The following is a 25,971-nucleotide window of genomic DNA, read 5'->3' on the forward strand; positions in this document are numbered from 1 at the left end:
GAAGCATTTATGCATCGATTACCTACAGTACGTTATCTGTACAATGTTGTTGTTTAAACAGGCATTTATTCACAAAATACGTGTGTTTAGGCTGCGTTAATCAGAGTATTGAGCTAGGCTATGTGCACAAACATAAATCAACATTAAACCGTGGCTGAAAATCATATTATGGCAACTCTGTAGATTATATATTACTGAATTAACGATGGAAAAGTAGAGTGACTGTTATTAACCGATTTGAGTTCAGCGTTAACCTGTTACGTTTTTAAACGAAATCAATGTGTTCTGAAGATTATCGCGATGTCTTTTAAGATGATTAGGTCTTGCTATCGCATACGTTTAGGATAAAAATTACCGATTAAGTCAGTCAGGGGAGGTTCCCTGGTTAGTAAGAGTGGAAGATGTTACTCTTATAAGTGTTTGATATTTAGTTTTTTATCAAGATAAGCACATTGGTAGCTTCAGAGCCAGGGGCGGTAGCGTGGATTTTTACTGTACACTGTTTGCCCGCAGTACAAATTTACTTCGTTTTTGTCTCCATCACCAAGACAGATAGGGTTGTTCAGGTCGTCAGTTTACCGGAAGCAAAATTTATTAAATGGCTAAAAAACTACGTTCATGAAGTTTCATAAGTATTTATCATATATTAATAATATTTAGGGTGTATAAAACATTAATCTATTGAACATGGTGCGGTCATGCAAGAATATATTATAATATTTTTTAGTGCGTTAGCTTCATTATTTATTGCCCGTAAGATTGCCCGGCGCGTAGGATTAGTAGATAAACCTAATGCAAGGAAACATCATAACGGGCATATTCCTCTTGTGGGCGGAGTTTCAATATATATATCAATTTGGGTGTTGTTTATTTTACAACCAAATTGGTTTCCAAATTTTGAATACTACATTATCTGTGTGAGTCTTCTGTTATTTGTTGGTGTATTAGACGACAGGTTTGATTTGCCAGTTACGCCGCGAATTTTGCTCCAGGCTTTTGTGGCTATTGTTATGATGTTCAGTGGGTTACATCTTTCTTCTTTAGGCGATATATTCCTGGGTTATGCTGTTGGATTGGGCATACTAGGATATCTGATTACTATTTTTGCTGTTATGTGTGCAATAAATGCATTCAATATGGTGGACGGTATTGATGGACTTTTGGGGGCATTATCATGCGTAAGCTTCGCCTCCCTAGGTATCGCCTTCACTTTACATGGAAAATATGAACTCGCACAGTGGTGTATTTGTTTAACCATAGCCTGTTTCCCCTATATTCTTCTCAATCTTGGCATCCCGTGGGGACGTAAATTTAAAGTGTTCATGGGAGACGCCGGGAGTACATTAATTGGATTTACCGTAATCTGGTTAATTATTCTTGCGACACAGGGTACAACTGCCATATTGCATCCGGTTACAGCATTATGGATTATCGCTGTTCCTTTGATGGACATGATTCGCGTTATGATTTCAAGGGTCAGACGAGGTGACAGTCCCTTCAAACCCGATCGTGAGCATTTACACCACATATTATTGAAATATGGTTTTACGCATTCAACTGCGTTAGGTGTTGTATTGGCCATAGCAATATCATTCTCTGCAGTAGGCATCTACGCTGATATGATGAATTATAACCAGCTTGGTGTTCTCATTTTGTTTATTGCTTGTTTTGGCGCTTTTGTGTTGTTTATAAATAAGCTGGCTAAGATAGGGTCGCTTAAAGAAAATAATAGATCATAGCGATATTTTAAAACTTAAAATTCAGATTTAAGATGGATAAAAAGAGAAAGTTAAATGAAGATATTAGTGACAGGTGGTGCTGGGTTCATAGGATCTGCGGTAGTTCGCCATATTATAAATAATACTCAAGATAGCGTGATTAATGTCGATAAGCTGACCTACGCAGGTAATCTTGAGTCTGTTTCCATGATCGCTCAAAATGACCGTTATGCTTTCGTCCAGGCTGATATCTGCAATAAAGAGGCAATTGATCAGATTTTTGCGGTGCACCAACCTGATGCCGTCATGCATCTGGCTGCCGAAAGTCATGTTGACCGCTCAATTACGGGGCCGGCTGAATTTATTGAAACCAATATTGTAGGGACTTATACCTTACTTGAAGCGACGCGTGCTTATTGGTCACAACTGACGGGCAATAAAAAAGAGGCATTTCGTTTTCATCATATCTCCACCGATGAAGTTTATGGAGACTTGCCTCATCCGGATGAGTGGAATGCTGAGGAAAAACTTCCTCTGTTTACTGAAAAAACGCCTTACGCACCGAGCAGCCCTTATTCAGCATCGAAGGCATCAAGCGATCATCTGGTTCGCGCCTGGCAGCGCACGTATGGCCTCCCTTGTATTGTCACCAACTGTTCTAACAATTACGGGCCGTATCATTTCCCGGAGAAACTCATTCCTTTAGTGATTTTAAATGCATTAGAAGGAAAGAGTTTGCCGATTTACGGTAAGGGCGATCAGATTCGCGACTGGTTATATGTAGAGGATCATGCTCGCGCGCTTTATACCGTGGTCACTAACGGCGAAGTTGGCGAGACATACAATATCGGAGGACATAATGAGAAGAAAAACTTCGATGTGGTTCTGACTATTTGTGATCTGCTGGATGAACTGGTTCCTAAAGAAAAATCCTATCGCGAACAGATCACGTATGTGACTGACCGCCCGGGTCATGACCGTCGTTATGCGATTGATGCAGAGAAAATTAATCATGCACTTGGCTGGAAACCGGTCGAAACCTTTGAAAGCGGTATCCGCAAAACTGTTCAGTGGTACTTAGATAATCAGTTGTGGGTGAACAACGTAAAAAGCGGGGCCTACAAGTCCTGGGTTGAGCAGAATTATGGAGAGCGCAAATAATGAATATTCTTCTGTTCGGTAAAACGGGTCAGGTAGGTTGGGAATTACAGCGAGCACTCGCACCGCTGGGAAAGGTTATTGCGCTTGACGTACATACGCAAGAATATTGCGGAGATTTCAGTAATCCTGAAGGCGTTGCAGAAACAGTTCGCCGAATTAAACCTGATGTGATAGTCAACGCAGCTGCCCATACAGCTGTTGATAAAGCGGAATCAGAACGGGATTTCGCACAGCTATTAAATGCAACAAGTGTTGAAGCTATTGCAAAAGAGGCGGCTGCCATCGGCGCTTGGTTAGTCCATTATTCCACAGATTACGTTTTCCCTGGTGATGGTGTAACTCCATGGTCTGAGGATGATACAACCGGGCCGTTAAATACTTACGGTGAGACTAAACTTGCCGGAGAAGTGGCCGTTCAGAAGTATTGCCCGAAACATCTGATTTTTCGTACAAGTTGGGTGTATGCCGGTAAAGGCAACAACTTTGCTAAGACTATGCTTCGACTTGCTAAAGACAGAGAAGAACTGTCAATCATCAATGATCAGTTTGGCGCGCCTACAGGTGCAGAACTGCTTGCCGATTGTACTGCTCATGCAATCAGAGCAGCGCTTAGTAAGCCTGAAGTCGCGGGTCTTTACCATCTTGTAGCTTCGGGTTCAACAACCTGGTTTGACTACGCAAATTTGGTTTTTGCTGAAGCTCAGAATAACGACTTTAAACTGGCCTTAAAGCAAACGCTACCTGTTGCGACAAGCGCGTATCCAACACCCGCACGTCGCCCAAATAACTCCAGGCTCGATAACCGTAAATTCCAGGACACCTTTAATTTAACCTTGCCATCCTGGGATATCGGCGTTAAACGCATGCTTGCAGAGTTATTCACACCTTCAGGCCTATAAAATGATTGTACTGTCTCAAGGGGCAGATTAAAAAATTGAGAGCTTAATATGACCACTCGTAAAGGAATTATTCTCGCAGGCGGATCTGGTACACGTTTATATCCTGTAACAATGGCAGTGAGTAAACAACTCTTACCTATTTATGACAAGCCTATGATTTATTACCCGATCAGCACACTCATGCTGGCGGGCATTCGGGATATATTGATTATTAGTACCCCGCAAGATACACCGCGTTTTGAACAATTGCTGGGAGACGGTAGCCAGTGGGGGTTGAACCTGCAATATAAAGTTCAAGAAACCCCGGATGGTCTGGCTCAGGCTTTTGTAATTGGTGAAGAGTTTATTGGTGACGATGATTGTGCCCTGGTACTTGGTGACAATATTTTCTACGGAAATGATCTTCAAAAACAACTAGAAACAGCGGTGGCTAAAAAGTCTGGTGCCACGGTATTTGCATACCATGTTCATGATCCTGAGCGCTACGGTGTTGTTGAGTTTGATAAAGCAGGAGTAGCCATCTCTTTAGAAGAGAAACCTGTAGAGCCTAAAAGTAATTATGCAGTTACGGGTTTATATTTTTATGACAATAGCGTTGTTAAAATGGCAAAAGGATTAAAACCGTCTAAGCGTGGTGAGTATGAAATTACCGATATCAATCGTATCTATATGGAAGAAGGCCGACTTCAGGTTGCAATGATGGGCAGGGGCTATGCATGGTTGGATACAGGTACACATCAGAGCCTCATTGAGGCAAGTAACTTTATTCAAACAATTGAAATGCGCCAAGGACTGAAAGTTGCTTGCCCCGAAGAAATCGCTTTCCGCAAAGGTTTCATAACAGCTGAACAGGTTAGGGTATTAGCCGAACCACTATCAAAAAATAACTATGGTCAATATTTGCTGAAAATGGTCAAAGGTCATTGATTTATGAATGTTATAAAAACTGAAATTCCAGATGTATTAATTTTCGAGCCAAAAGTATTTGGTGATGACCGTGGGTTCTTCTTTGAAAGTTTTAACCAGAAGATATTTGAAGAAGCCGTTGGTGGTAAAGTGAATTTTGTCCAAGATAACCATTCCAAATCTTCAAAGGGTGTGCTTAGAGGATTGCATTACCAGCGTACACCGCATGCACAAGGTAAACTTGTTCGGTGCGCGCAAGGTGAGGTATATGACGTTGCCGTTGATATCAGGGAATCATCTCCGACATTTGGGAAGTGGGTAGGTGTTTACTTATCCGCTGAAAATAAACGTCAGCTTTGGATACCTGAAGGTTTTGCACATGGTTTTTATGCACTTAAAGATAATACAGAATTTTTATATAAAACGACGGATTACTATTCTCCAAAAGATGAATCATGCATCGCTTGGGATGACTCAACCCTAGCAATTGAATGGCCAATTGAAAATTCAAAACCTGAGCTATCTTCAAAAGATCTCTTAGGTAATAAATTTGCAGATATAAATACAAAAAATGTAAATTCTTAAGGCAGATATGAGCCTAATAAAACATAGTATATACAATCTAGCTGGTTTTGTTATCCCTACATTAGTAGCAATTCCTAGTCTAGGTATATTGGCTCGAACGCTGGGAACAGAGAGTTTTGGTTTATTTACCCTTGCGTTTGCTGTAGTGGGATATGCAAGCATTTTCGATGCTGGCCTCACAAGAGCAGTGATTAGAGAAATCTCAATATTTAGAGAGGATTTGCAAGAAAGAAAAAATATAATATCGACAGCAACTATTACCGTAGCAATTCTTGGGCTATTTGCTGCAATATTAATATTTTTATCAGTAGGTGAAATAGCCGGTTTTCTAAACGTTTCGAATGATCTCACTAGCAATTTTGAAAAATCTTTTAAATTACTATCAATAGCAGTGCCTGTATTTTTGGTAAATCAGATTTGGCTTGCCTCCCTGGAAGGGATGGAACGCTTTGCTAATATAAACATTCAGAGAACTATAACCAGCTCAGCCCTTGCAATACTCCCTGCAATATTTGCATACTATAATCATACATTATATTCAGCAATTTTAGGTTTGGTAATCGGTAGAATTGCCTCACTAACAATTAGCTTCTTTTTCGCACAAAAATTCATTGTCAGTGCAGGTATACGTTTCAATTATAAAACATTGCGACGTCTAATTATGTTTGGTGGTTGGATTACTATCAGTAATATTATTAGTCCTATTATGGTCTATTTCGATCGCTTTGTAATTTCTCACGTTTTAGGTGCGAATAAAGTTGCATTTTATACGGCACCATCTGAGGCTGTGGCAAGACTCCTAAACATACCTGCGGCCTTGTCGAGAGCATTGTTTCCTAAGTTGAGCAGTAATAGTCTGGCGTCTGATAAAAACAAACTTGAGAAGCTGAGCTTTTATCTTATGCTCGGGGCGTGTTTACCTATAGTCATTGTAGGTTTTGTCTTCGCAAATACTATTATGACTGTTTGGATGGGGAGTGCTTATGCGGGTGAACCTGCTACTATATTAAGAATTCTTTTAATCGGCTTTATATTCAACGCATTAGCGCAAATACCATTTTCAAAAATTCAGGCAGCAGGGTACGCCAAAATTACTGCTACCCTTCACATGTGTGAGTTGGTCCCATATTTAATAGCGTTGTATTATCTTACGAACCATTTTTCGCTTATTGGGACAGCAATTGCCTGGACCTTAAGAGTTAGTTTGGATTTTTTTGCATTATATATTTTGTCTAGGAAGAAATATGTCTCACGTTGATATAGCTATGGCAACCTATAATGGAGAGTCTTATATTGAAGAGCAAATACTTTCTATTATTAATCAAACATACTCTTCATGGACTCTCTACATAAGTGATGATGCATCAACTGACAAAACACTCGACATTATTAACAAATACGAAAAAATAGATCCGCGAATAAAGCTGATTAATACTGAAAGGCAGGGAGGGGTTGTTAACAATTTCAACTGTGCACTCAGTGCGACTCGTGCAAACTATGTCCTTTTAGCAGACCAAGATGACTATTGGAATCATGATCGAGTTGAGAAACTGTTTTCTTATATCTCTGCAAGAGATACGTTTGATAAACCACTGATGGTTTTTAGTGACTTAGAAATTGTAGACGACAAGTTAGTCATGATATCTGAGAGCTTTTATAAAAGTAATTATATCGATCCTCTGAAGAATTTAAACCCTGTGCAACTATTGTGGAAATGTAGCGTTTATGGTTGTACTACTATACTTAATAGAAGATTGTTAGATAAATGTCTGCCAATACCTGCAGGAATAACAATGCATGATAATTGGTTGGCACTAAACGCCGCCACTGAAAACGGTCTCGAATACCTCGACGTTAGAACTATTCGGTATAGACAACATAGCAACAACGTTGTTGGTGGTGGAAATAAAGGCTTTATTAAAAAACTTTTATCATTAAATAAGAATGTTGTTAAGATGATAAAGTATCGTGGAAGTATAAACACTCTACTTGACGAAGCAAAAAATATACCATCGAATGATATTCTCCAGGGAGTAGATATCAAAGGTAAAGAAAGCGTTGGTTTTGCTTTTAAAGAAATATTTCCAGCGATTTTTTTTCAAAGTAAAAAAGCTTATTCAATCTTAATTTTCATTATTTTCATGGTAAAACGATGATCTATTTTATCTATTTTACTTTGTTGTTATTCATAGCGGCTTATGGTTTTCAGAGACAAGGAAGAATATTATCTTTAATCATCACCTTTATAACATTTGCATGTACCTACCCAGCTGGAGGTGATTGGATAGGATATTTTCTGAATTATGACTGTATTGAAAATAGTATTTGTACTGTAAATACACCGACTTTCGAGTTCGGTTTTAATATATTTGTTTCAGCATTTGGTGGGCTTGGTTTTCTTGGGTATAACGCGCTAATTGTTGCCTTTAATGTTTATGCAATCAATCGATTCTCAAAGAAATTCGAAAATCCAGCATTTATATATTTCGCGTTAATGAGTTTTTTTAGTTGGGTTATTTATATTGAGGCTATACGACAATCGATAGCTATTTCATTATTATTAATTGCCATTCCTTACTTATTTAGTAAAGAAAAGTACAAGTACGCATTATTAATCATATTGGCAACAACATTTCACACTACTGCTTTAATTGGTTTGATTTTTCTAATTCCAATGATTTCAGTAAGATTATCTAAGCTGAGTTCATTCGGTGTGTTAATTGTATCAATTATATTTTTGGTAATGCCTGTTGTAACTTTAAATATGGTGTATATGCTTTTGCAGCCTGGTAGTATTGCACAGCAAAAACTTAGTTACTATCTGAGTTCTGAAGCATACCAACCACAATTTTCGGCGGGTATTGGTACCATTTTTGACTTTTTGTTATTATTTATAGTCATAAAAACCTATCTCAATATTAACAAGCATAATGATTTCCAAAAATCCTCTCTAAATATAATAATACCTGGCGTGGTTTTGTATTTTAGCTTTAGCATCATTATTGGAAAGATGATGCCAGTAATGACTCGTATTGGTTGGTATGGTGTACCATTTTTAGTTATTTTGTTGAGTGCAAATATTTCTAACTCAATATTTATTGAAAAGATAAATTATAGGGCAAAAATACCACTTATTAGAATATGGTTGTACTTATTCTTAATATCTCAAATTGCACGCCCTTTGCTTTACGACCATTCAAGATACGGGATTTTAAATCAAACAACAATATTTCAGCAAATTAACTATTTAGATGACCGTGGTCTTTACGCCCGTGCAGAGCAAAAATGTCAAGTACTGCATAAAATGGGGCTAACTTTTCTTTGTTCAATTTAAAGATTATCTGGCTAATTACTTGGAGAGCTTGTGATTATAATTGACGGTATTATTTTCTCCCTGCAACAGTCGGGTGGGATTTCTGTTTATTTCGATGAGTTGATAAAAGAAATCAAAAAAAACGATATTTCCTATAGTTTGATTGTTTACGATAATAATAATCCTTATGTTAAAGGGTTGCCTGTAAATACTAAGACTCGATTAAATATGAACATTGAACGGTTTCTTGATGTTGATCTGGGTTTTTTCGAAAAAGGAAGTTCTATTTTCCATTCAAGTTATTATCGCTTGCCGAATAAAAAAATCAGGAGCGAGTTAACTGTAATCACAACAGTTCATGACTTCACTGAAGAGATTTTTTCTCGTGGCGCTAAAAGTTATGTACATCATTGGCAAAAGAAGAGAGCTATCTTAGGGAGCGATGGTATTATTTGCATTTCAGAATGTACAAAAAAAGATTTATTAAAATTCATTCCAGAAGCAGCCAATATACCAATTAAAGTAATATATAATGGTGTGGGTGATTTTAAGCCTGCAGCAAACAAAAAATCTTCAGAGAAATATGTGCTTTTCGTCGGTGCACGAAATGGATATAAAAACTTTAGCGCCTGTGTCCAGTCATTGTCGACTCATTCTGACCTAAATCTTGTTGTTGTAGGTGGCGGGCAGTTTACTAATGACGAGATTAATTTTTTGGAAGAAAATGTTCCTGGAAGATATCGACATGCCGGTTATGTAACAGAAGTCCTTCTTAATGATTTATATTCACAAGCCTATTGTTTAATCTATCCGTCATTGTATGAAGGATTTGGTATTCCAGTTATTGAGGCTATGAAATCTGGTTGTCCGGTCATCGGTAGTAATAGTTCTTCAGTAAGTGAGATAGCTTCAGGCGCTGCAATTTTAATAGACGATATTACAAGTGATAAGATTAGTGATGCATTGGTGGTACTAAAAGATGATGTTTATCGCAGTAATTTGATCGCTACCGGATTTGAGCATTCTCAAAAATATTCATGGTCGAAAATGGCAGAGCAAACTTTAAATTTCTATAATGAAATAAGAGATCCAAAATGAAAAAAGCATTAATCACAGGTATTACTGGTCAAGACGGTTCTTATTTAGCTGAACTCTTATTAGAAAAGGGCTATGAGGTTCATGGTATCATTCGCAGGACTTCGTCTTTTAACACAGAACGTATTGATAGCGCGCTGAGCAATAGTAAAAATGTTCATCTGCATTATGGTGACCTCACAGACTCATCTAACTTGATCCGTTTAATGCAAGAAATTGAACCTGATGAAGTTTACAATCTGGGGGCTATGTCCCACGTTGCCGTCTCATTTGAGTCCCCAGAATATACCGCAGACGTCGACGCGATTGGCACTTTGAGACTTTTAGAGGCGATCCGTATTTGCAAATTGGAAAATAAAACTCGCTTCTACCAGGCTTCCACTTCGGAGTTATATGGTTTGGTGCAAGAAATTCCTCAAAAAGAGACAACCCCTTTCCATCCACGCTCACCCTATGCTGTCGCTAAAATGTATGCTTATTGGATCACTGTGAATTATCGTGAATCTTATGGGATGTATGCCTGCAATGGCATACTCTTTAATCATGAGTCTCCGCGTCGTGGAGAAACATTTGTCACCCGCAAGATCACCCGTACGCTTTCTAATATTGCTCAAGGTTTAGAAACTACTCTCCAATTAGGCAATATGGATTCTTTGAGGGATTGGGGGCATGCAAAAGACTATGTCCGTATGCAGTGGATGATGCTGCAGCAAAATGAAGCCGATGATTTTGTAATCGCAACAGGCAAACAAATCTCTGTCCGAGAATTTGTCCGTATGTCAGCTGCTCAGCTCGGCATCGAGTTGCAATTTAGTGGCACCGGGATTGATGAAATTGCGACAGTAGTTTCGGTTGTTGGAGAAGATGCACCGGGTGTTAAAATTGGGGATACTATTGTTTCTGTTAATCCTCGATATTTCCGTCCTGCAGAAGTTGAAACCTTATTAGGTGACCCGAGTAAAGCTAAGAATGTATTAGGATGGGAACCTCTTATTACTGTTGAGGAGATGTGTACAGAAATGATAAGACATGATCTCAGCAAGGCAAAACAGCATGCGTTACTGAAAGCAAATGGTTATGACGTTTCAATTTCTGTGGAAAGTTAAAGATGAAAAAAAGAATATTTATTGCAGGTCATCGTGGCATGGTAGGTTCGGCTATCTATAAAAAGTTGTCATCCATCTCAAATGTCGAATTAATTACCCGTACTCATCAGGAACTTGATCTTCTTTCACAAAAAGATGTAAGTGAATTCTTTTCAACTGAGAATATAGATGAGGTCTATTTGGCAGCCGCCAAAGTGGGTGGGATACATGCTAACAATGCTTTTCCCGCTGAATTCATATATGAAAATATGATGATCGAATGCAACGTTATAAATGCTGCTCACTTGTCAGGAGTTCAGAAATTATTATTTTTGGGGTCAAGTTGCATTTATCCTAAAAATGCTGATCAACCAATGGCAGAGAACGCTTTACTTACTGGTGTCCTTGAACCGACGAACGAGCCCTATGCAATAGCAAAGATAGCCGGAATAAAAATGTGTGAGTCATACAGCAGGCAATATGGCAGAGACTACCGCAGTGTAATGCCTACAAATTTGTATGGGGAGAATGATAATTTTCACTCTGAAAACTCGCACGTCGTTCCTGCTTTGTTACGTCGCTTTCATGAGGCAATGCTTAATGGTGATGAAGAAGTTGTTGTCTGGGGGAGCGGACAGCCAATGAGAGAATTTTTGTATGTAGATGATATGGCTGACGCCAGCATTTTTGTAATGAATTTGTCCCAGTCTACCTATAATGAAAATACTCATGAAATGTTATCCCATATTAACGTAGGAACCGGAAAAGATTGCTCTATTAAAGAGCTGGCCTTGACCATTGCAGATGTTGTTAATTTCAAAGGAAAAGTATCCTTTGATAGCTCCAAACCTGATGGTACACCACGTAAATTGATGAATGTCGAGCGCTTGGCCGACATGGGTTGGACCTACACAACCGCTTTGAAAACAGGGTTGGAAAAAACCTACGCCTGGTTTTTGGAAAATCAGCAACTGATAAGAAAATAGTATTATGAATCTGTTAAGTGATGATGATTTTCTGAGAGTTATTCAAAATACACCTCTCGTTTCCATTGACTTCATTATACAAAATAGCTCCGGCGAGTTTCTTTTGGGGAAACGGCTTAATAAACCAGCAAAGAATTTTTGGTTTGTCCCTGGTGGTCGTATCCGTAAAAATGAAAAAATTGAAGATGCATTTCTTCGGTTGACATTCGATGAGTTAAAAACACCTCTTGAATTTAATGGTGCTGCTCTCCGAGGTGTATATCAGCATCATTATGAAGATAGCTATGCTAGTGACAAGATTTCCACTCATTATGTTGTGCTCGCATATGATGTAAATGAAGATGTTAATTTAGAACGCTTGCCTTTAGAACAACATAATAGTTATAAATGGTTTGACATAAATGAACTCATGAAATCTGATGATGTTCATTTGTATACAAAAAACTATTTTCAGAATAGGTAATAATGATATGTCATCTAAATTGCTGCCAATAATTATGGCTGGTGGTGCTGGTAGTCGTTTGTGGCCTTTGTCACGTGCACTTTATCCCAAACAATTTCTTGCTTTAACCTCGGAAAGCACTATGTTGCAAAATACTATTTCGAGATTGGAAAATGTGTCACATCTACCCGCCTATTTCATCTGTAATGAAGAGCACCGCTTTATAGTTGCTGAACAGCTTCGTTCAAAAAATATATCATACGGTGGCATATTTTTAGAGCCTGTTGGTCGTAATACCGCTCCCGCAATTACACTTGCCGCACTACAGGCACAACAGAATCAAAATGATCCTCTTCTGCTTATCTTAGCAGCAGACCATGTCATTAAAGATGAGGATGCTTTTTTAAGGGCAGTTGAAGTTGCTTTGCCACATGCTGAAAATGGAAAGCTAGTTACTTTTGGAATTGTGCCATCATATCCTGAAACGGGTTACGGTTATATTAAGCAAGGCGAACCAGTGGGTAATTCTGCCTATGAGGTTGATGCTTTTGTTGAAAAACCAGATATGGATAAAGCGTGTGAATATTTATCCACAGGAAAATATTATTGGAACAGTGGCATGTTCCTTTTTAAAACATCAAAATATTTATCTGAAATCAAAAAGTTTCGCCCTGAAATTTACAACGCTTGCTTAAAGGCATTATCGGGGCAACATACTGATTTAGATTTTATCAGACTAGACGATGATGAATTCCTTCTCTGTCCTGAGGAGTCTGTCGATTACGCGGTAATGGAGCAGACAGAAGACGCTGTACTAGTGCCGATGGATGCAGAGTGGAGCGATGTGGGTTCTTGGTCTGCTCTTTGGGACGTGAATGCCAAAGATGATTCAAATAATGCAGTACGTGGCGATGTGATTACGTTTAACACGCATGACAGCTATATTTACTCGCAAAATAAATTAGTGGCGACTGTCGGCGTAGATAATTTAGTCATAGTTGAAACTAAAGATGCTCTTCTGGTTGCGAATAAAAGCCATGTACAAGATGTAAAGGAAATTGTTAATAAATTAAAAGCACTCAATCGCACAGAGTATCTCCAGCATCGTGAGGTTTACCGACCATGGGGATCGCATGATGCAGTTTCCGAGGGTGCCAGATTTCACGTAAAAAAAGTTACTGTTAATCCAGAACAACGTACCGCAACACAAATACATCACCACCGCGCCGAACATTGGATAGTTGTTAGCGGAACAGCCAAAGTTCGAAGAGGTAATGAAACATATTTAGTGACTGAAAACGAGTCTACATATATACCGATCGGAATCGCCCATTCAATTGAAAATCCAGGTAAGATTCCCCTTGAAATTATTGAAGTCAGGACAGGGACCTACTTATCTGAAGATGATGTTGTTCGTGTCGATGATCGAGGTGTGGGATATTGACCATGAAAGTTACTATTATTACGGCGACCTTTAATAGTTCGAAAACAATACAAGATACAATTTTATCACTTGAAAGTCAGACTTATAATAACATCGAGTATATTATTGTTGATGGGGATTCGAAAGATAATACACTTGAGATCATAAATGAGTACTCAACTCGTGTGTCAACTGTTATATGTGAACCCGATAAAGGCATTTATGACGCTCTGAATAAGGGAATATCTGCTGCTACTGGTGATGTAATAGGATTCTTACATTCTGATGATATTCTAGCTTATCCTGATGCTATAACTGATATTGTTTCAAAATTTTCAGAAGGTAACTTCGATGCTGTCTATGCAGATTTGGAATATGTTTCGCAGGACAATACAAATCATGTGGTCAGAAAATGGAAAAGTGGGGATTATAACGTCAATAAACTGAAATATGGGTGGATGCCACCTCACCCCAGTTTCTATATGAAGCGCTCTCGTTATATTGAATGGGGTGTTTTTAATTTAAACTATAAAATTTCTGCTGATTACGATTCCCTGCTTAGATATCTATGGGTTCACAAAGCAAAAGCTGTATATTTGCCAAGGGTGCTCACTAAAATGCGCGTTGGCGGTATAAGCAATCGTTCATTGAAAAACATAATTCAAAAGTCTAGAGAAGACGTAAACGTAATCAAAATGAATGGCCTTTTTTGGCCAATTGCACTTTTGTTTAAAAACTTATCTAAATTACCTCAATTTATAAAGTGATATTATGCCCCCTCTAACATGTTTTAAGGCCTACGATATCCGTGGCCGTTTGGGTGAAGAGCTCAATGAAGATATAGCATGGAGAATTGGCCGTGCTTTTGGTGAATATTTGAAACCCAAAACAATTGTTTTGGGTGGTGATGTGCGCCTTAGCAGTGAATCTTTGAAGTTGGCACTAGCGCGAGGTTTACAGGATGCAGGAGTAGATGTTCTGGACATTGGTTTATCCGGAACAGAAGAGATTTACTTTGCTACTTCTCATCTCAACGTTGATGGCGGCATAGAAGTTACCGCCAGTCATAACCCAATGGATTATAACGGCATGAAATTGGTTCGCCGCGATTCACGACCAATCAGCGGTGACTCAGGACTTCGAGATATTCAACGTTTAGCAGAGGAAAACAATTTCTCTTCAGTAGATGATTCCAATAGGGGACGTTACGAGAAAATATCTGTAGTCGACCAATATATCGATCACCTGTTTTCTTATGTAAATGTTGATAATATTACTCCGAAAAAGTTTGTTATTAACTCTGGCAACGGTGCTGCAGGGCCAATTATTGATGCAATCGAGAAGCGTTTCAAAAAGCTAAATATTCCACTGACATTAGTCAAAGTTCATCATAAACCTGATGGAACTTTCCCTAATGGTATCCCAAATCCATTATTGCCCGAGTGCCGTTCTGATACCAGTAATGCTGTAGTCAAGCATGGTGCCGATATGGGTATTGCTTTTGATGGAGATTTTGATAGGTGTTTCTTGTTCGATGAAAAAGGACAGTTTATCGAAGGGTATTATATTGTCGGATTACTCGCAGCCGCATTTCTAGAAAAAAATCCAGGTTCGAAGATCATTCACGATCCTCGACTATCATGGAATACTATCGATATTGTGACTAAAGGCGGTGGTACGCCGATTATGTCGAAGACGGGGCATGCTTTCATCAAAGAACGTATGCGCGAAGAAGATGCTATTTATGGTGGTGAAATGAGTGCTCACCATTACTTCCGCGATTTTGCATATTGTGATAGTGGAATGATCCCTTGGCTGTTAGTGGCTGAGCTTTTATGTTTAAAGGGTCAGACACTTAGTCAACTGGTTGAAGATAGAGTGGCTGCATGGCCAGCGAGTGGGGAAATAAACAGTAAATTAGCTAATCCTAAAGTTTCTATAGACCATGTTTATCAACATTTTGCTCCTTTGGCTCAGGAGATTGATCATACTGATGGAATAAGTATGAGCTTTGAGAATTGGCGATTTAATCTTAGAAGTTCTAATACTGAGCCTGTTGTGCGGTTAAATGTTGAATCCCGCGGTGATGAGTTGCTGATGAAGCAAAAGACTGCAGAAATTATGAAACTTCTTTCTTCATAAGGTTTCACCTTTCTGAATGATAGTCCACCAACTGAATGCAATGCGGCATCTAACTCTATCCACTTCACATCTCCTGAGTTAACATCAGAAATGCATTCAGTACGGCATCGTAGTCGTAGCACCCATCCTAAAGACAGGAGTTTGTAATGTCCAAACAACAGATCGGCGTTGTCGGTATGGCGGTCATGGGCCGTAACCTCGCGCTTAACATCGAAAGCCGTGGTTATTCCGTTTCCATTTTTAACCGTTCCGGCGACAAGACTGATGAAGTCATCGCTGAAAACCCGGGTAAAAATCTGGTCCCGCACTACACCGTCGAAGAGTTTGTTGACTCGCTGGAAAAACCACGTCGTATCTTGCTGATGGTGAAAGCCGGTGAAGCAACTGACAAAACCATCGCATCCCTGACTCCGCATTTGGATAAAGGCGACATCCTCATCGATGGCGGCAACACTTACTATAAAGACACCATTCGTCGTAACCGTGAACTGTCCGAGCAGGGCTTCAACTTTATCGGTACTGGCGTTTCCGGCGGAGAAGAGGGCGCACTGAAAGGCCCATCTATCATGCCTGGTGGTCAGAAAGAAGCGTATGCACTGGTTGCTCCAATCCTCGAGAAAATCGCAGCACGTGCTGATGATGGTGATGCTTGTGTCGCTTACATTGGCGCAGATGGTGCAGGCCACTACGTCAAGATGGTTCACAACGGGATTGAATACGGTGACATGCAGCTGATTGCTGAAGCTTATTCTCTGCTGAAACAGTCTCTCAACCTGAACAATGAAGAACTTGCTGCTACTTTTGCTGACTGGAATAAAGGTGAGCTTAACAGCTACCTTATCGACATCACCAAAGATATCTTCACTAAGAAAGATGAAGAAGGTAAATACCTGGTTGACGTTATTCTTGATGAAGCGGCCAACAAAGGCACCGGTAAATGGACCAGCCAGAGCTCTCTGGATCTCGGCGAGCCACTGACCCTGATCACTGAATCAGTCTTTGCCCGTTACCTGTCTTCATTGAAAGATCAGCGTGTAGCTGCGTCAAAAGTATTGTCTGGCCCGGCGGTTAAACCTTTCGAGGGTGACAAAGCTGAGTTCATCGAGAAAGTGCGTCGCGCGCTGTATCTGGGCAAAATTGTTTCCTACGCTCAGGGCTTCTCACAGTTGAAAGCCTCTTCTGAGGAAAACAACTGGGATCTGAACTACGGCGAAATCGCCAAGATCTTCCGTGCCGGTTGCATTATCCGTGCCCAGTTCCTGCAAAAAATTACAGATGCGTATGCTGAGAATGCTTCCATTGCTAACCTGCTGCTCGCTCCGTACTTCAAAAATATCGCTGATGAATACCAGCAAGCGCTGCGTGATGTGGTGTCTTATGCTGTTCAGAACGGCATTCCAACGCCAACGTTCTCTGCTGCGATCAATTACTACGACAGCTACCGTTCAGCGGTTCTGCCAGCTAACCTGATTCAGGCACAACGCGATTACTTCGGTGCACATACTTACAAACGTACTGATAAAGACGGCGTATTCCATACGGAATGGTTGGATTAATATAAGCTGTTTAATCTACTACGCCCCAGATCAGGGGCGTTTTTTTTGCATATCCTTCTATAAATACCCTAAGTTATTTTTCGGGGGATTCTTAAGAAAATTATTACTTTTAATGGAAAATTTCGAAATAAATCTGTCTATAATCGATGGACACATATCACTGACCAAATGTGACTGTTTTCTGTAGGGTAATCATGAATCAAGATAATAAAATGACAAATAACCTGTCTTCGAAGCAAAATGAAGAGATTGACCTGATCGATGTTCTCATGCAGTTGTGGCGTGGGAAAGTTGTCATAATCTCTGTTATGGTACTTGCAATTATTTTAGCGACAGTTTATGTGCTGGTAGCCAAACAAAAATGGACTTCAGATGCAATTATAACTTATCCAGATTCTGGTCAAATAGCTAACTACAACAATGCGATGAGTGTGTTGTACAGCCAGAATCCTTCAAATGCTCCAACAGTAGTTGATGTTCAACAACGTTTTTTCAGCCGGTTCAATGCTTCAATTTCTGCTTTATCTGAACAGCTTGATAATCAGGCGGATCCGGAAAAGCTTATTATAACTCCGGCCGTTAAAGATCAACCTGTCCCTCTCAAAATCAGTTATACCGCTAAAACTGCAGGGGAGGCACAAAAAACCCTCACGACTTACATACAGCAGATTAACAAGCGGGTAGTTACTGAACTTGATAATGACTTGCAAATTAGCATCAATTCTAAAGTTGAAGACCTCAAAGAGGATTTAGCAACTCAGGAAAAGGTCGCTCAGGAGAAGAAAGATCTTCGTTTGAAAATGTTGAATCAGGCATTGCTGGTTGCCCAACAGGCCAATATTAAAGATACTCTGGTTCAGCAGGCTGAAACACTCTCCGAAGACACTCTTTTTGTTCTTGGTAGCGATGCACTGTCTGCCACCATTAAAAATGAAGCCACACGGCCATTGCCATTAGATGCTTCTTATTTTCAGGCTCGTCAAACGTTGTTAGCTATCGCTGCATTAAAATCTAAACCTGATTCAACTTATTCGCTTCGCTACGTTATGAAACCTGATCTGCCAATACATAGAGACAGCCCTAAGAAAGTGTTAATTTTACTGCTTGGTGCCGTTCTGGGTATTATTCTGGGTTCTGTGATTGTCCTGGGGCGAAACATGGTGAAGAGTTACAACCCCCGTAACTGATAGATTGCCATACAAAAAAAGCCGCCAATGCATCTGCAAAGGCGGCTTTTTGTGTCCGAAATCCAGCGTTACTTCTTATGGCGCTGACGTAAATTCTCAATCACAGCACTGAGGTTCAGATCCTGATCCTGCAGTAAGACCAGCAGATGATAAACCAGATCCGATGCTTCATTTTTCAGTTCAAAGCGATCGTTGACCGTTGCCGCCAGCGCAACTTCGACGCCTTCTTCACCGACTTTCTGTGCAATACGCTTGGTGCCGCTGGCGTAAAGTTTCGCGGTGTAAGAGCTGTCCGGGTCGGCTGTTTTGCGTGAGGCGAGCAACTCTTCCAGCTGATAGAGGAATGCCCAGTCGGTTTCTGCCGGATGGAAGCAGCTGTTATTGCCTTTGTGGCAGGTCGGGCCGACGGGATTTGCCAGAACCAGCAGGGTGTCGTTGTCGCAATCCGGGGTGATGCTGACAACATTCAGATAGTTTTCTGATGTCTCCCCTTTGGTCCACAGACGTTCTTTCGTGCGGGAATAAAAAGTCACTTTGCCGGAAGACTGTGTAACGCTCAGCGCTTCCTGATTCATATAACCAAGCATCAGCACTTCACCCGACACGGCATGCTGGATGATAGCCGGCATCAGGTTATCCACTTTTTCCCAGTCGAGCTGGCTGATTTGTTCTCCGGTCAGCAGACCGGTTTTTACATCCTGATTACTCACAAGCGGATCTCCACGCCATTTTCGGCCAAGAAGCTTTTCAGCTCGCCAATATTAATGATTTGTTTGTGGAACACTGAGGCTGCCAGTGCGCCATCGACGCGTGCTTCTGTAAAGGCATCGAGGAAGTGCGGCATGGTGCCCGCGCCACCGGAGGCGATCAGCGGAACGTGACACACTTCGCGGATCATCTTCAACTGCTCCAGATCGTAGCCGTTACGCACGCCGTCCTGATTCATCATGTTCAGCACAATTTCACCCGCACCACGCTCCTGAACTTCCTTCACCCAGTCGATGGTTTGCCAGGTAGTGATTTTGGTGCGCGCTTCATCACCGGTGAACTGATGAACCTGATAGGTTCCGGTCGCTGCGTCGTGCCAGGTATCGATGCCCACCACGATGCACTGTACACCATAACGGTCGGCGAGACGGCTGATCAACGTCGGGTCGGCCAGAGCAGGGGAGTTGATGGAGATTTTGTCCGCTCCGAACTGCAAAATACGTCCTGCATCTTCGAGGCTTTTAATGCCGCCAGCCACGCAGAATGGAATATCGATCACTTCTGCCACGCGTGACACCCAGCTTTTATCCACGACGCGCCCGTCACTGGATGCGGTGATGTCGTAGAACACCAGCTCGTCCGCGCCTTCCTGGGCATAACGCTGCGCCAGCGGCACGATATCGCCAATGATTTCGTGATTACGGAACTGCACGCCTTTCACTACCTGACCGTCTTTTACGTCGAGGCAGGGGATTATCCGTTTTGCCAGCATGAGATTGCCTCCGTCACATTAAATTTACCGTCGAGCAATGCGCGCCCGACAATCACGCCTTCAACGCCGCTGTCACGTAAAGCTGCAATATCATCCAGCGAGCCGATGCCGCCGGAGGCCTGAAATGCAACCTGCGGATAGCGTGCAGTCACTTCGCGATAAAGCTCGACGTTGGAACCGGCCAGTGTACCGTCGCGGGAGATATCCGTGCACAGCACATGTTTCAGCCCAAAGGGCAAATACTGTTCGACGATGTGCTCCAGGGTGGCGTTTGAGTTTTCCTGCCAGCCGCTGATGGCGACGTTTTTGGTGCCGTTGCTGTCGATGCGAACATCCAGCGCCAGCACCAGCGCATCAGCGCCGAAACGGCTGAACCAGCCCTGAACCGTAGCCGGATCTTTGACCGCCGTTGAGCCGACGACCACGCGTGTGGCACCGGCATTCAGCAACGCTTCGACGTCCTGCTCATTGCGGATGCCACCGCCGACCTGCACCGGCACGGACACACCGGCCAGTAATGTCGTCAGCAGCGGGATCTGTCGTGCCGACGGGTCTTTTGCGCCGGTTAAATCGACAAGGTGTAAAACCTGCGCACCCTGCTGCTGATAATCCTGCAATCGCGGCAGCGGATCGTTGCCGTAGTCACGTTGCTGACCGTAATCGCCCTGATGCAAACGCACCACACTGCCTTCGATCAAATCCAAAGCGGGAATAATCATGCTGTTTACATCTCCAGAAAGTTTTTCAGCAACTTCGCGCCCGCGGCACCGGACCGCTCGGGATGAAACTGCACGCCGAAGAAGTTGTCTTTTTGAACGGCGGCGCTGAAGGGCTCGCCGTAAAGTGTCTGAGCGACTGTGTTTTCGCATACCGGCATGGCAAATCCGTGGACGAAATAGAAGTAAGCATTTTCATCAATGCCGCGGAATAAATGGCTGTCGGCGTTGGCGATAACCTGGTTCCAGCCCATGTGCGGAAGAGGCAGCCCGAGATCTGGCATGCGCTGCACCGGCGTTTCAATGATACCGAGAGTATCAACCCCGCCGTTTTCCTCACTCGAGGATGCCAGCAACTGCATACCCAGACAGATCCCGAGAACAGGCTGGGTACAGGCTTTGATCAGTTCGATTAACGAACGTTCTTCCAGCTGTTGCATCGCGGCCTGCGCAGTCCCGACGCCGGGTAAAAAAAGCTTATCAGCCTGCAACACGATCTCGGCTTCCCGGCTCACCGTAGGCTCGTAGCCCAGCCGCTGAACCGCATATTTCACCGAAGAGAGGTTGGCACAGCCGGTATCAAGGATAACGACATTCATCACAGCACTCCTTTGGAACTCGGCAGGGTGTTGCCATCAACGCGAATTGCCTGGCGCAGTGTGCGGCCAAAGGCTTTGAACAGGCTCTCGACGCGGTGATGATCGTTTTTACCTTTGGTACGCAGATGCAGGGTACAGGCCATAGCGTAGGACAGTGAACGGAAGAAGTGCTCGACCATTTCGGTGCTCAGGTCGCCGACGCGCTGATAATTAAACTCGGCTTTGTATTCGAGGTGCGGACGCCCGGAGATATCCAGCGCGCAGCGTGCCAGACATTCATCCATTGGCAGCACGAATCCGAAACGTCCAATCCCGCGCTTGTCGCCGAGGGCTTTGTTCAGGGCCTCGCCCAGCGCCAGAGCGGTGTCTTCCACGGTGTGGTGATCGTCGATATACAAATCGCCTTTCACTTCGATGTTCATACGGAAACCGCCGTGCGTGGCGATCTGATCCAACATGTGATCAAAAAAGCCTACGCCGGTGCGGATTTTGCTTTCGCCTTCGCGATCCAGCCAGACATCCACATCAATCGCCGTTTCGCGGGTCACGCGGTTCACCCTGGCGTGGCGGTCGCGTTTGGTGAGCTGATCGGCGATGGCCGCCCAGTTCAGGGTGTCGCGCTGATAACGCAGCCCGGCGATGCCCATATTGGCCGCCAGCTGGATATCGGTGTCACGATCGCCGATCACATAACTGTTGGCCGTATCGAGCAGCCCGCTTTCAAGGTAGCCCTGCACCAGTTTGGTTTTAGGTTTACGGCAGTCGCAGTGATCGGCCGGAAGGTGAGGGCAAATCAGCACCTCATCAAAAACGATGCCCTGAGAGGTCAGGATTTGCATCATCAGGTCATGCGGTGGATCGAAGGTTTCCTGCGGGAAACTGTCGGTACCCAGCCCGTCCTGATTGGTGATCATCACCAGTTTAAATCCCGCGGTTTGCAGTGCCAGCAGGGCAGGGATCACACCCGGTTCCAGTGCCAGTTTGTCCAGACGATCGACCTGGAAATCTTCTGGCGGCTCTGAAATCAGGGTGCCGTCACGGTCGATGAAGAGCGTTTTTTGCAATAAAGGACTCTGGCTCACATGTGCTCCTTGCGGGGGCTGTTCTGTTGAATAAGAGGGGCATTGGCGCCCGGTAGCGGTTGCAAGGCATCAATGACGCGCTGCAGTTCCTGCCGTGTACCGATAGTGATACGTAAGCAGCCGGAAAGCCCCGGTTGCTTGTTCTGGTCACGTAAGATAATGCCCTGATCCCAGAGGTTTTTAAATACTGCGCTTGATGCGGTAAAACGCGCGAGAACATAGTTCGTCTCACTGGTGAAGACCTGTTCAACGCAATCGCATTTTCTCAGCTCTGCCAGCAACCATTCGCGATTTTGGGTCACTTCGGTCACGCGCTGACGCATAATCGCCAGCCCTTCCGGGCTCAGCGCCTGTGCCGCGATATCTGCCACCGGCGTAGATAACGGATAGGGCGCGATCACTTTCATTAATAAGGCAATCAGTTCGCTGTTGGCAATCGTAAATCCGCAGCGCAGACCGGCAAGTGCAAAGGCTTTGGAAAGCGTGCGTAAAACCGCGAGGTGCGGATATTCCTGCAACCAGCCGGTGACTGTCGCCTGCGGGCAAAACTCAATATAGGCTTCATCAATTGCCACAATGGCGCGGCCACGGGTCAGGTCTAATACAGTGCGAAGTTCATCCGGGCTGATAACATTGCCGGTCGGGTTATTCGGGCTACAGATATAAACCAGCTTTACGCCGTCAAGAGCAGCTTCAATTGCCGGAAGATCCAAAGACCAGTCAGCTTTTGCCGCAACGGTACGGCCTTCCACGCCAATCGTCTCCGCGCTGACGCTGTACATGCCATAAGTTGGCGGACAATAAAGGATGGCATCTTTGCCCGGCTCACAGAATGCGCGGATCAAAAGCTCAATGCCTTCGTCAGCGCCACGGCTGACCAGCACCTGTTCCGGATCAACACCGGCGTAAGCCGCATAGCGGTTGATCACCAGCGCAGGCTGACACTCCGGATACCGGTTGAAGGTCTGCGCGGTAAGTTCGAACTGCGGTGCAATGGCGTATTCGTTGGCGTTAAGCCAGACATCGCCGTTACCGCCGAGACGTCGGGCGGACTGATAGGGTGTCAGTTCGCGCACGTTCTGGCGTGCCAGAGACTGAATGCTCAGCGTGTTTTCATCGCTCATAATCCTTTCTCCTTCAGGGCATTGACCCGCAGTGTCACAGCATTTTTATGTGCAGTCAGTTGCTCCGCCTGCGCCAGGGTTTCGATGGTGGTCGCCAGACCGAGTAAACCTTCCGGCGTTAACTGCTGAACGGTCATCCGTTTCTGGAAATCCGCCAGACCGAGGCTGGAACAGGTGGCGGTGTATCCGTAAGTTGGCAGAACGTGGTTGGTGCCGGAAGCGTAATCGCCCGCCGATTCCGGTGACCAGTCGCCGAGGAACACCGAACCTGCGCTGGTGATGCTGTCAACCAGCTGTTCCGGTTCACGGGTTTGCAGAATCAAGTGTTCCGGGCCGTAGGCGTTGCTGATTTCAATACACTGGGCGATGTCTTTCGCGACAATCAGACGGCTGCTGGCCAGTGCCTGACGGGCAATCTCGCTGCGGGACAGCGTTTGCAGCTGGCGCTCAACGGCTTCGCCAACGGCCTGCGCCATGTTAACGTCCGGCGTCAGCAAAATGACCTGTGAATCCGGGCCGTGTTCTGCCTGAGAAAGTAAATCAGAGGCGACAAAGTCAGGTGTCGCGCCGCTGTCGGCAATCACCAGCACTTCGGAAGGCCCGGCTGGCATATCAATTGCCGCGCCGTCCAGACTCTGGCTGACCTGACGTTTGGCTTCGGTCACATAGGCATTGCCCGGCCCGAAGATTTTCGCCACGCGTGGCACGCTTTCTGTGCCAAATGCCAGAGCGGCAATCGCCTGTGCGCCGCCGAGCTGATACACCTCTTCCACGCCGCAGAGCTTCGCGGCATAAAGAATTTCGTCAGCCACAGGTGGCGGCGAGCACAACACCACTTTCTGGCATCCGGCAATCCGCGCGGGCGTCGCTAACATCAATACCGTGGATACCAGCGGCGCAGATCCGCCCGGAATGTACAAACCTACAGACTGGATCGGGCGGGTCAGTTGCTGGCAACGCACGCCCGGCTGAGTTTCGATGTCCACAATGGACAGCTTTTGCGCCTGGTGGAACGTATCGATATTGCGAACGGCGTGCGCCATTGCCTGTTTAACGTCATCGCCTAAACGCGCGGATGCTGCCTCGATTTGTGCCGCAGTGACGCGCAGCTCTTGCACTTCAGTTTTATCAAAGCGGGCGCAAAACTCGCGCAACGCACTGTCGCCTTCACTGCGCACGCGGCGCAGGATTTCGCTGACAGATTCGGTAATACGGTCGGATGCCGAAATCGCCGGACGGGTCAGTAAATCGCGACGCTGTTGTTCGTCGCATTGCTGCCAGTCAATCGGGGTAGTGAACGCGTTAGGCTGCATGGCATTACTCCATCATTTTTTCGATTGGCAGAACCAGAATTGAGCTGGCGCCCAGCGCTTTCAGTTTTTCCATGGTTTCCCAGAACAGCGTTTCGCTGCTGACCATGTGCATCGCCACACGTTGCTGATCGCCGGCCAGCGGCAGAATGGTCGGGCGTTCAGCGCCTGGCAGCAGGGCAACGATTTCGTCCAGACGCTCACTTGGCGCGTGCAGCATAATGTACTTGGATTCACGGGCCTGAATGACGCCCTGAATACGGGTCATCATTTTGTCGATGAGTTGCTGCTTGGCTTCCGGCATTTCGCCGTCGCGCTGGATCAGACAGGCTTTAGATCGGTAAATCACTTCCACTTCGCGCAGGCCGTTGGCTTCAAGCGTGGCGCCGGTGGAAACCAGATCGCAAATTGCATCAGAAAGACCGGCGCGTGGCGCGACTTCAACAGAACCGTTCAGCAGACAGGATTTGAAATCGACGCCCTGTTTGTCGAGATATTGCTTGAGCAGGTGCGGATACGAGGTGGCGATGCGGGAGTTTTGCAGGCTTTGCGGGCCGGTGTATTCTGCGTCAAGCGGGGTCGCGAGCGACAGACGGCAACCGCCGAAGTCCAGGCGACGCAGCGTGAAATAACGCGGATCTTCGCCCTGAGCACGGCGTGCCAGCAACTCTTCTTCCAGCACGTTCTCACCGATGATGCCCAGATCAACCACACCGTCCATTACCAGCCCCGGAATGTCGTCATCACGGACACGCAGAATGTCGATCGGCATGTTTTCTGCGAAGGCGATCAGGCGTTGTTCCTGCAGATTGATTTTAATCCCGCAGCGTGCCAGCAATTCGCGTGACTCATCGCTCAGGCGACCCGATTTCTGCATTGCTATCCGTAAACGTGTTTTATCCAGCATGATGACCTCAATTTCTTTGTTTTCAGTTTTAATGTTTTGGTAAATGTTGTGTGCAGAGTTTTGTACAAATGCTTTTACTTCAATTCGTTAGGCCAAAAAAAAAGCCCCCGGAAGTGTTCTTCCGGGGGCTTTCTCTGCGTTCTGCTCCACTGGAAGATCTAGACAGTCTTCCAGCACCAATCGCCTGCAAGACTAGTCAGGGTGATGGTGATGATGGTGGTTAATCAGAACGTTTGTCATGTCAGTCTCTCTGAG

At 44.2% G+C, this 25,971-nt stretch carries 25 protein-coding genes and 1 other annotated feature; of the genes, 17 read left to right on the forward strand and 8 right to left on the reverse strand.

Features of this window, described 5'->3' with window-relative positions:
• The first annotated feature begins 698 nt into the window (after nt 1–698).
• The 17 genes from wecA (at nt 699) to wzzB (ending at nt 18,498) form a co-directional block, all read left to right on the forward strand.
• Nucleotides 699–1,739: a UDP-N-acetylglucosamine--undecaprenyl-phosphate N-acetylglucosaminephosphotransferase gene (wecA, locus tag ED901_RS03995; RefSeq protein WP_122094925.1), complete on the forward strand. Its 1,041-nt coding sequence runs from the start codon at nt 699–701 to the stop codon at nt 1,737–1,739.
• A 54-nt stretch (nt 1,740–1,793) separates the two neighbouring features.
• Complete coding sequence (rfbB, locus tag ED901_RS04000; protein ID WP_122094927.1) at nt 1,794–2,879, forward strand: dTDP-glucose 4,6-dehydratase; 1,086 nt, start codon at nt 1,794–1,796, stop codon at nt 2,877–2,879.
• Nucleotides 2,879–3,778 (forward strand): dTDP-4-dehydrorhamnose reductase, encoded by a 900-nt coding sequence (gene rfbD, locus ED901_RS04005; RefSeq protein ID WP_122094929.1) that lies wholly within the window; start codon nt 2,879–2,881, stop codon nt 3,776–3,778. The genes rfbB and rfbD overlap by 1 nt, the downstream gene beginning before the upstream one ends.
• A 48-nt stretch (nt 3,779–3,826) precedes the next feature.
• Entirely contained in the window at nt 3,827–4,705 is an 879-nt protein-coding gene (gene rfbA / locus ED901_RS04010) for a glucose-1-phosphate thymidylyltransferase RfbA (protein WP_122094931.1), read from the forward strand.
• Nucleotides 4,706–4,708: 3 nt separating this feature from the next.
• Complete coding sequence (gene rfbC / locus ED901_RS04015) at nt 4,709–5,269, forward strand: dTDP-4-dehydrorhamnose 3,5-epimerase (protein WP_122094933.1); 561 nt, start codon at nt 4,709–4,711, stop codon at nt 5,267–5,269.
• Between the two features lie 7 nt (nt 5,270–5,276).
• Nucleotides 5,277–6,527 (forward strand): flippase, encoded by a 1,251-nt coding sequence (locus tag ED901_RS04020; protein WP_122094935.1) that lies wholly within the window; start codon nt 5,277–5,279, stop codon nt 6,525–6,527.
• Nucleotides 6,514–7,425, forward strand: coding sequence for a glycosyltransferase family 2 protein (locus ED901_RS04025; protein WP_122094937.1), 912 nt, complete (start codon nt 6,514–6,516; stop codon nt 7,423–7,425). Before ED901_RS04020 ends, ED901_RS04025 begins: the two co-directional genes overlap by 14 nt.
• The gene (locus ED901_RS04030; RefSeq protein WP_122094939.1) at nt 7,422–8,603 is read left to right on the forward strand and encodes an EpsG family protein; all 1,182 of its coding nucleotides are present in this window, start codon (nt 7,422–7,424) and stop codon (nt 8,601–8,603) included. The genes ED901_RS04025 and ED901_RS04030 overlap by 4 nt, the downstream gene beginning before the upstream one ends.
• 30 nt (nt 8,604–8,633) lie before the next feature.
• Nucleotides 8,634–9,680: a glycosyltransferase family 1 protein gene (locus tag ED901_RS04035; protein WP_122094940.1), complete on the forward strand. Its 1,047-nt coding sequence runs from the start codon at nt 8,634–8,636 to the stop codon at nt 9,678–9,680.
• Complete coding sequence (gene gmd, locus ED901_RS04040) at nt 9,677–10,783, forward strand: GDP-mannose 4,6-dehydratase (RefSeq protein WP_122094942.1); 1,107 nt, start codon at nt 9,677–9,679, stop codon at nt 10,781–10,783. Before ED901_RS04035 ends, gmd begins: the two co-directional genes overlap by 4 nt.
• A 2-nt stretch (nt 10,784–10,785) precedes the next feature.
• Nucleotides 10,786–11,748 (forward strand): GDP-L-fucose synthase, encoded by a 963-nt coding sequence (locus ED901_RS04045; protein WP_122094944.1) that lies wholly within the window; start codon nt 10,786–10,788, stop codon nt 11,746–11,748.
• A 4-nt stretch (nt 11,749–11,752) separates the two neighbouring features.
• The gene (locus ED901_RS04050) at nt 11,753–12,211 is read left to right on the forward strand and encodes a GDP-mannose mannosyl hydrolase (RefSeq protein ID WP_122094946.1); all 459 of its coding nucleotides are present in this window, start codon (nt 11,753–11,755) and stop codon (nt 12,209–12,211) included.
• A gap of 7 nt (nt 12,212–12,218) precedes the next feature.
• Nucleotides 12,219–13,634, forward strand: a complete 1,416-nt coding sequence (locus ED901_RS04055; protein WP_122094948.1) for a mannose-1-phosphate guanylyltransferase/mannose-6-phosphate isomerase — start codon at nt 12,219–12,221, stop codon at nt 13,632–13,634.
• A 2-nt stretch (nt 13,635–13,636) separates the two neighbouring features.
• On the forward strand, nt 13,637–14,380 hold the full coding sequence (locus tag ED901_RS04060) for a glycosyltransferase family 2 protein (RefSeq protein ID WP_122094950.1): 744 nt from the start codon (nt 13,637–13,639) through the stop codon (nt 14,378–14,380).
• A 4-nt stretch (nt 14,381–14,384) separates the two neighbouring features.
• On the forward strand, nt 14,385–15,755 hold the full coding sequence (gene cpsG, locus ED901_RS04065) for a phosphomannomutase CpsG (protein WP_122094952.1): 1,371 nt from the start codon (nt 14,385–14,387) through the stop codon (nt 15,753–15,755).
• 146 nt (nt 15,756–15,901) lie between these two features.
• Nucleotides 15,902–17,311 carry an NADP-dependent phosphogluconate dehydrogenase gene (gndA, locus tag ED901_RS04070; protein ID WP_122094954.1) on the forward strand — a complete coding sequence of 470 codons (1,410 nt, stop codon included), beginning with the start codon at nt 15,902–15,904 and terminating at the stop codon, nt 17,309–17,311.
• A gap of 194 nt (nt 17,312–17,505) precedes the next feature.
• Nucleotides 17,506–18,498, forward strand: a complete 993-nt coding sequence (gene wzzB, locus ED901_RS04075; protein WP_122094956.1) for an LPS O-antigen chain length determinant protein WzzB — start codon at nt 17,506–17,508, stop codon at nt 18,496–18,498.
• 68 nt (nt 18,499–18,566) lie between these two features.
• Here the strand turns inward: wzzB and hisIE are convergent, their stop codons facing one another.
• From hisIE to hisG, 8 genes are read right to left on the reverse strand one after another with little or no spacing between them, the layout of a single operon-like run.
• Nucleotides 18,567–19,181 (reverse strand): bifunctional phosphoribosyl-AMP cyclohydrolase/phosphoribosyl-ATP diphosphatase HisIE, encoded by a 615-nt coding sequence (gene hisIE, locus ED901_RS04080; RefSeq protein WP_122095611.1) that lies wholly within the window; start codon nt 19,179–19,181, stop codon nt 18,567–18,569.
• A gap of 23 nt (nt 19,182–19,204) precedes the next feature.
• Nucleotides 19,205–19,978, reverse strand: a complete 774-nt coding sequence (gene hisF / locus ED901_RS04085; protein ID WP_056769579.1) for an imidazole glycerol phosphate synthase subunit HisF — start codon at nt 19,976–19,978, stop codon at nt 19,205–19,207.
• Complete coding sequence (gene hisA / locus ED901_RS04090) at nt 19,960–20,697, reverse strand: 1-(5-phosphoribosyl)-5-[(5-phosphoribosylamino)methylideneamino]imidazole-4-carboxamide isomerase (RefSeq protein ID WP_122094958.1); 738 nt, start codon at nt 20,695–20,697, stop codon at nt 19,960–19,962. The genes hisF and hisA overlap by 19 nt, the downstream gene beginning before the upstream one ends.
• A gap of 5 nt (nt 20,698–20,702) precedes the next feature.
• On the reverse strand, nt 20,703–21,293 hold the full coding sequence (gene hisH, locus ED901_RS04095; protein ID WP_122094960.1) for an imidazole glycerol phosphate synthase subunit HisH: 591 nt from the start codon (nt 21,291–21,293) through the stop codon (nt 20,703–20,705).
• Nucleotides 21,293–22,357, reverse strand: coding sequence for a bifunctional histidinol-phosphatase/imidazoleglycerol-phosphate dehydratase HisB (hisB, locus tag ED901_RS04100; RefSeq protein ID WP_371414295.1), 1,065 nt, complete (start codon nt 22,355–22,357; stop codon nt 21,293–21,295). Before hisB ends, hisH begins: the two co-directional genes overlap by 1 nt.
• Before the next feature lie 14 nt (nt 22,358–22,371).
• Nucleotides 22,372–23,499: a histidinol-phosphate transaminase gene (hisC, locus tag ED901_RS04105; protein WP_122094961.1), complete on the reverse strand. Its 1,128-nt coding sequence runs from the start codon at nt 23,497–23,499 to the stop codon at nt 22,372–22,374.
• Nucleotides 23,496–24,812, reverse strand: coding sequence for a histidinol dehydrogenase (hisD, locus tag ED901_RS04110; protein WP_056769587.1), 1,317 nt, complete (start codon nt 24,810–24,812; stop codon nt 23,496–23,498). The genes hisC and hisD overlap by 4 nt, the downstream gene beginning before the upstream one ends.
• A 4-nt stretch (nt 24,813–24,816) precedes the next feature.
• Complete coding sequence (gene hisG, locus ED901_RS04115) at nt 24,817–25,716, reverse strand: ATP phosphoribosyltransferase (protein WP_056769589.1); 900 nt, start codon at nt 25,714–25,716, stop codon at nt 24,817–24,819.
• 95 nt (nt 25,717–25,811) lie between these two features.
• Nucleotides 25,812–25,933 (reverse strand) — a sequence feature (His leader region).
• Nucleotides 25,934–25,971 lie beyond the last annotated feature (38 nt).

This window comes from Rahnella sp. Larv3_ips, from assembly GCF_003697865.1.
In the GTDB taxonomy this organism is placed as follows: domain Bacteria; phylum Pseudomonadota; class Gammaproteobacteria; order Enterobacterales; family Enterobacteriaceae; genus Rahnella; species Rahnella rivi.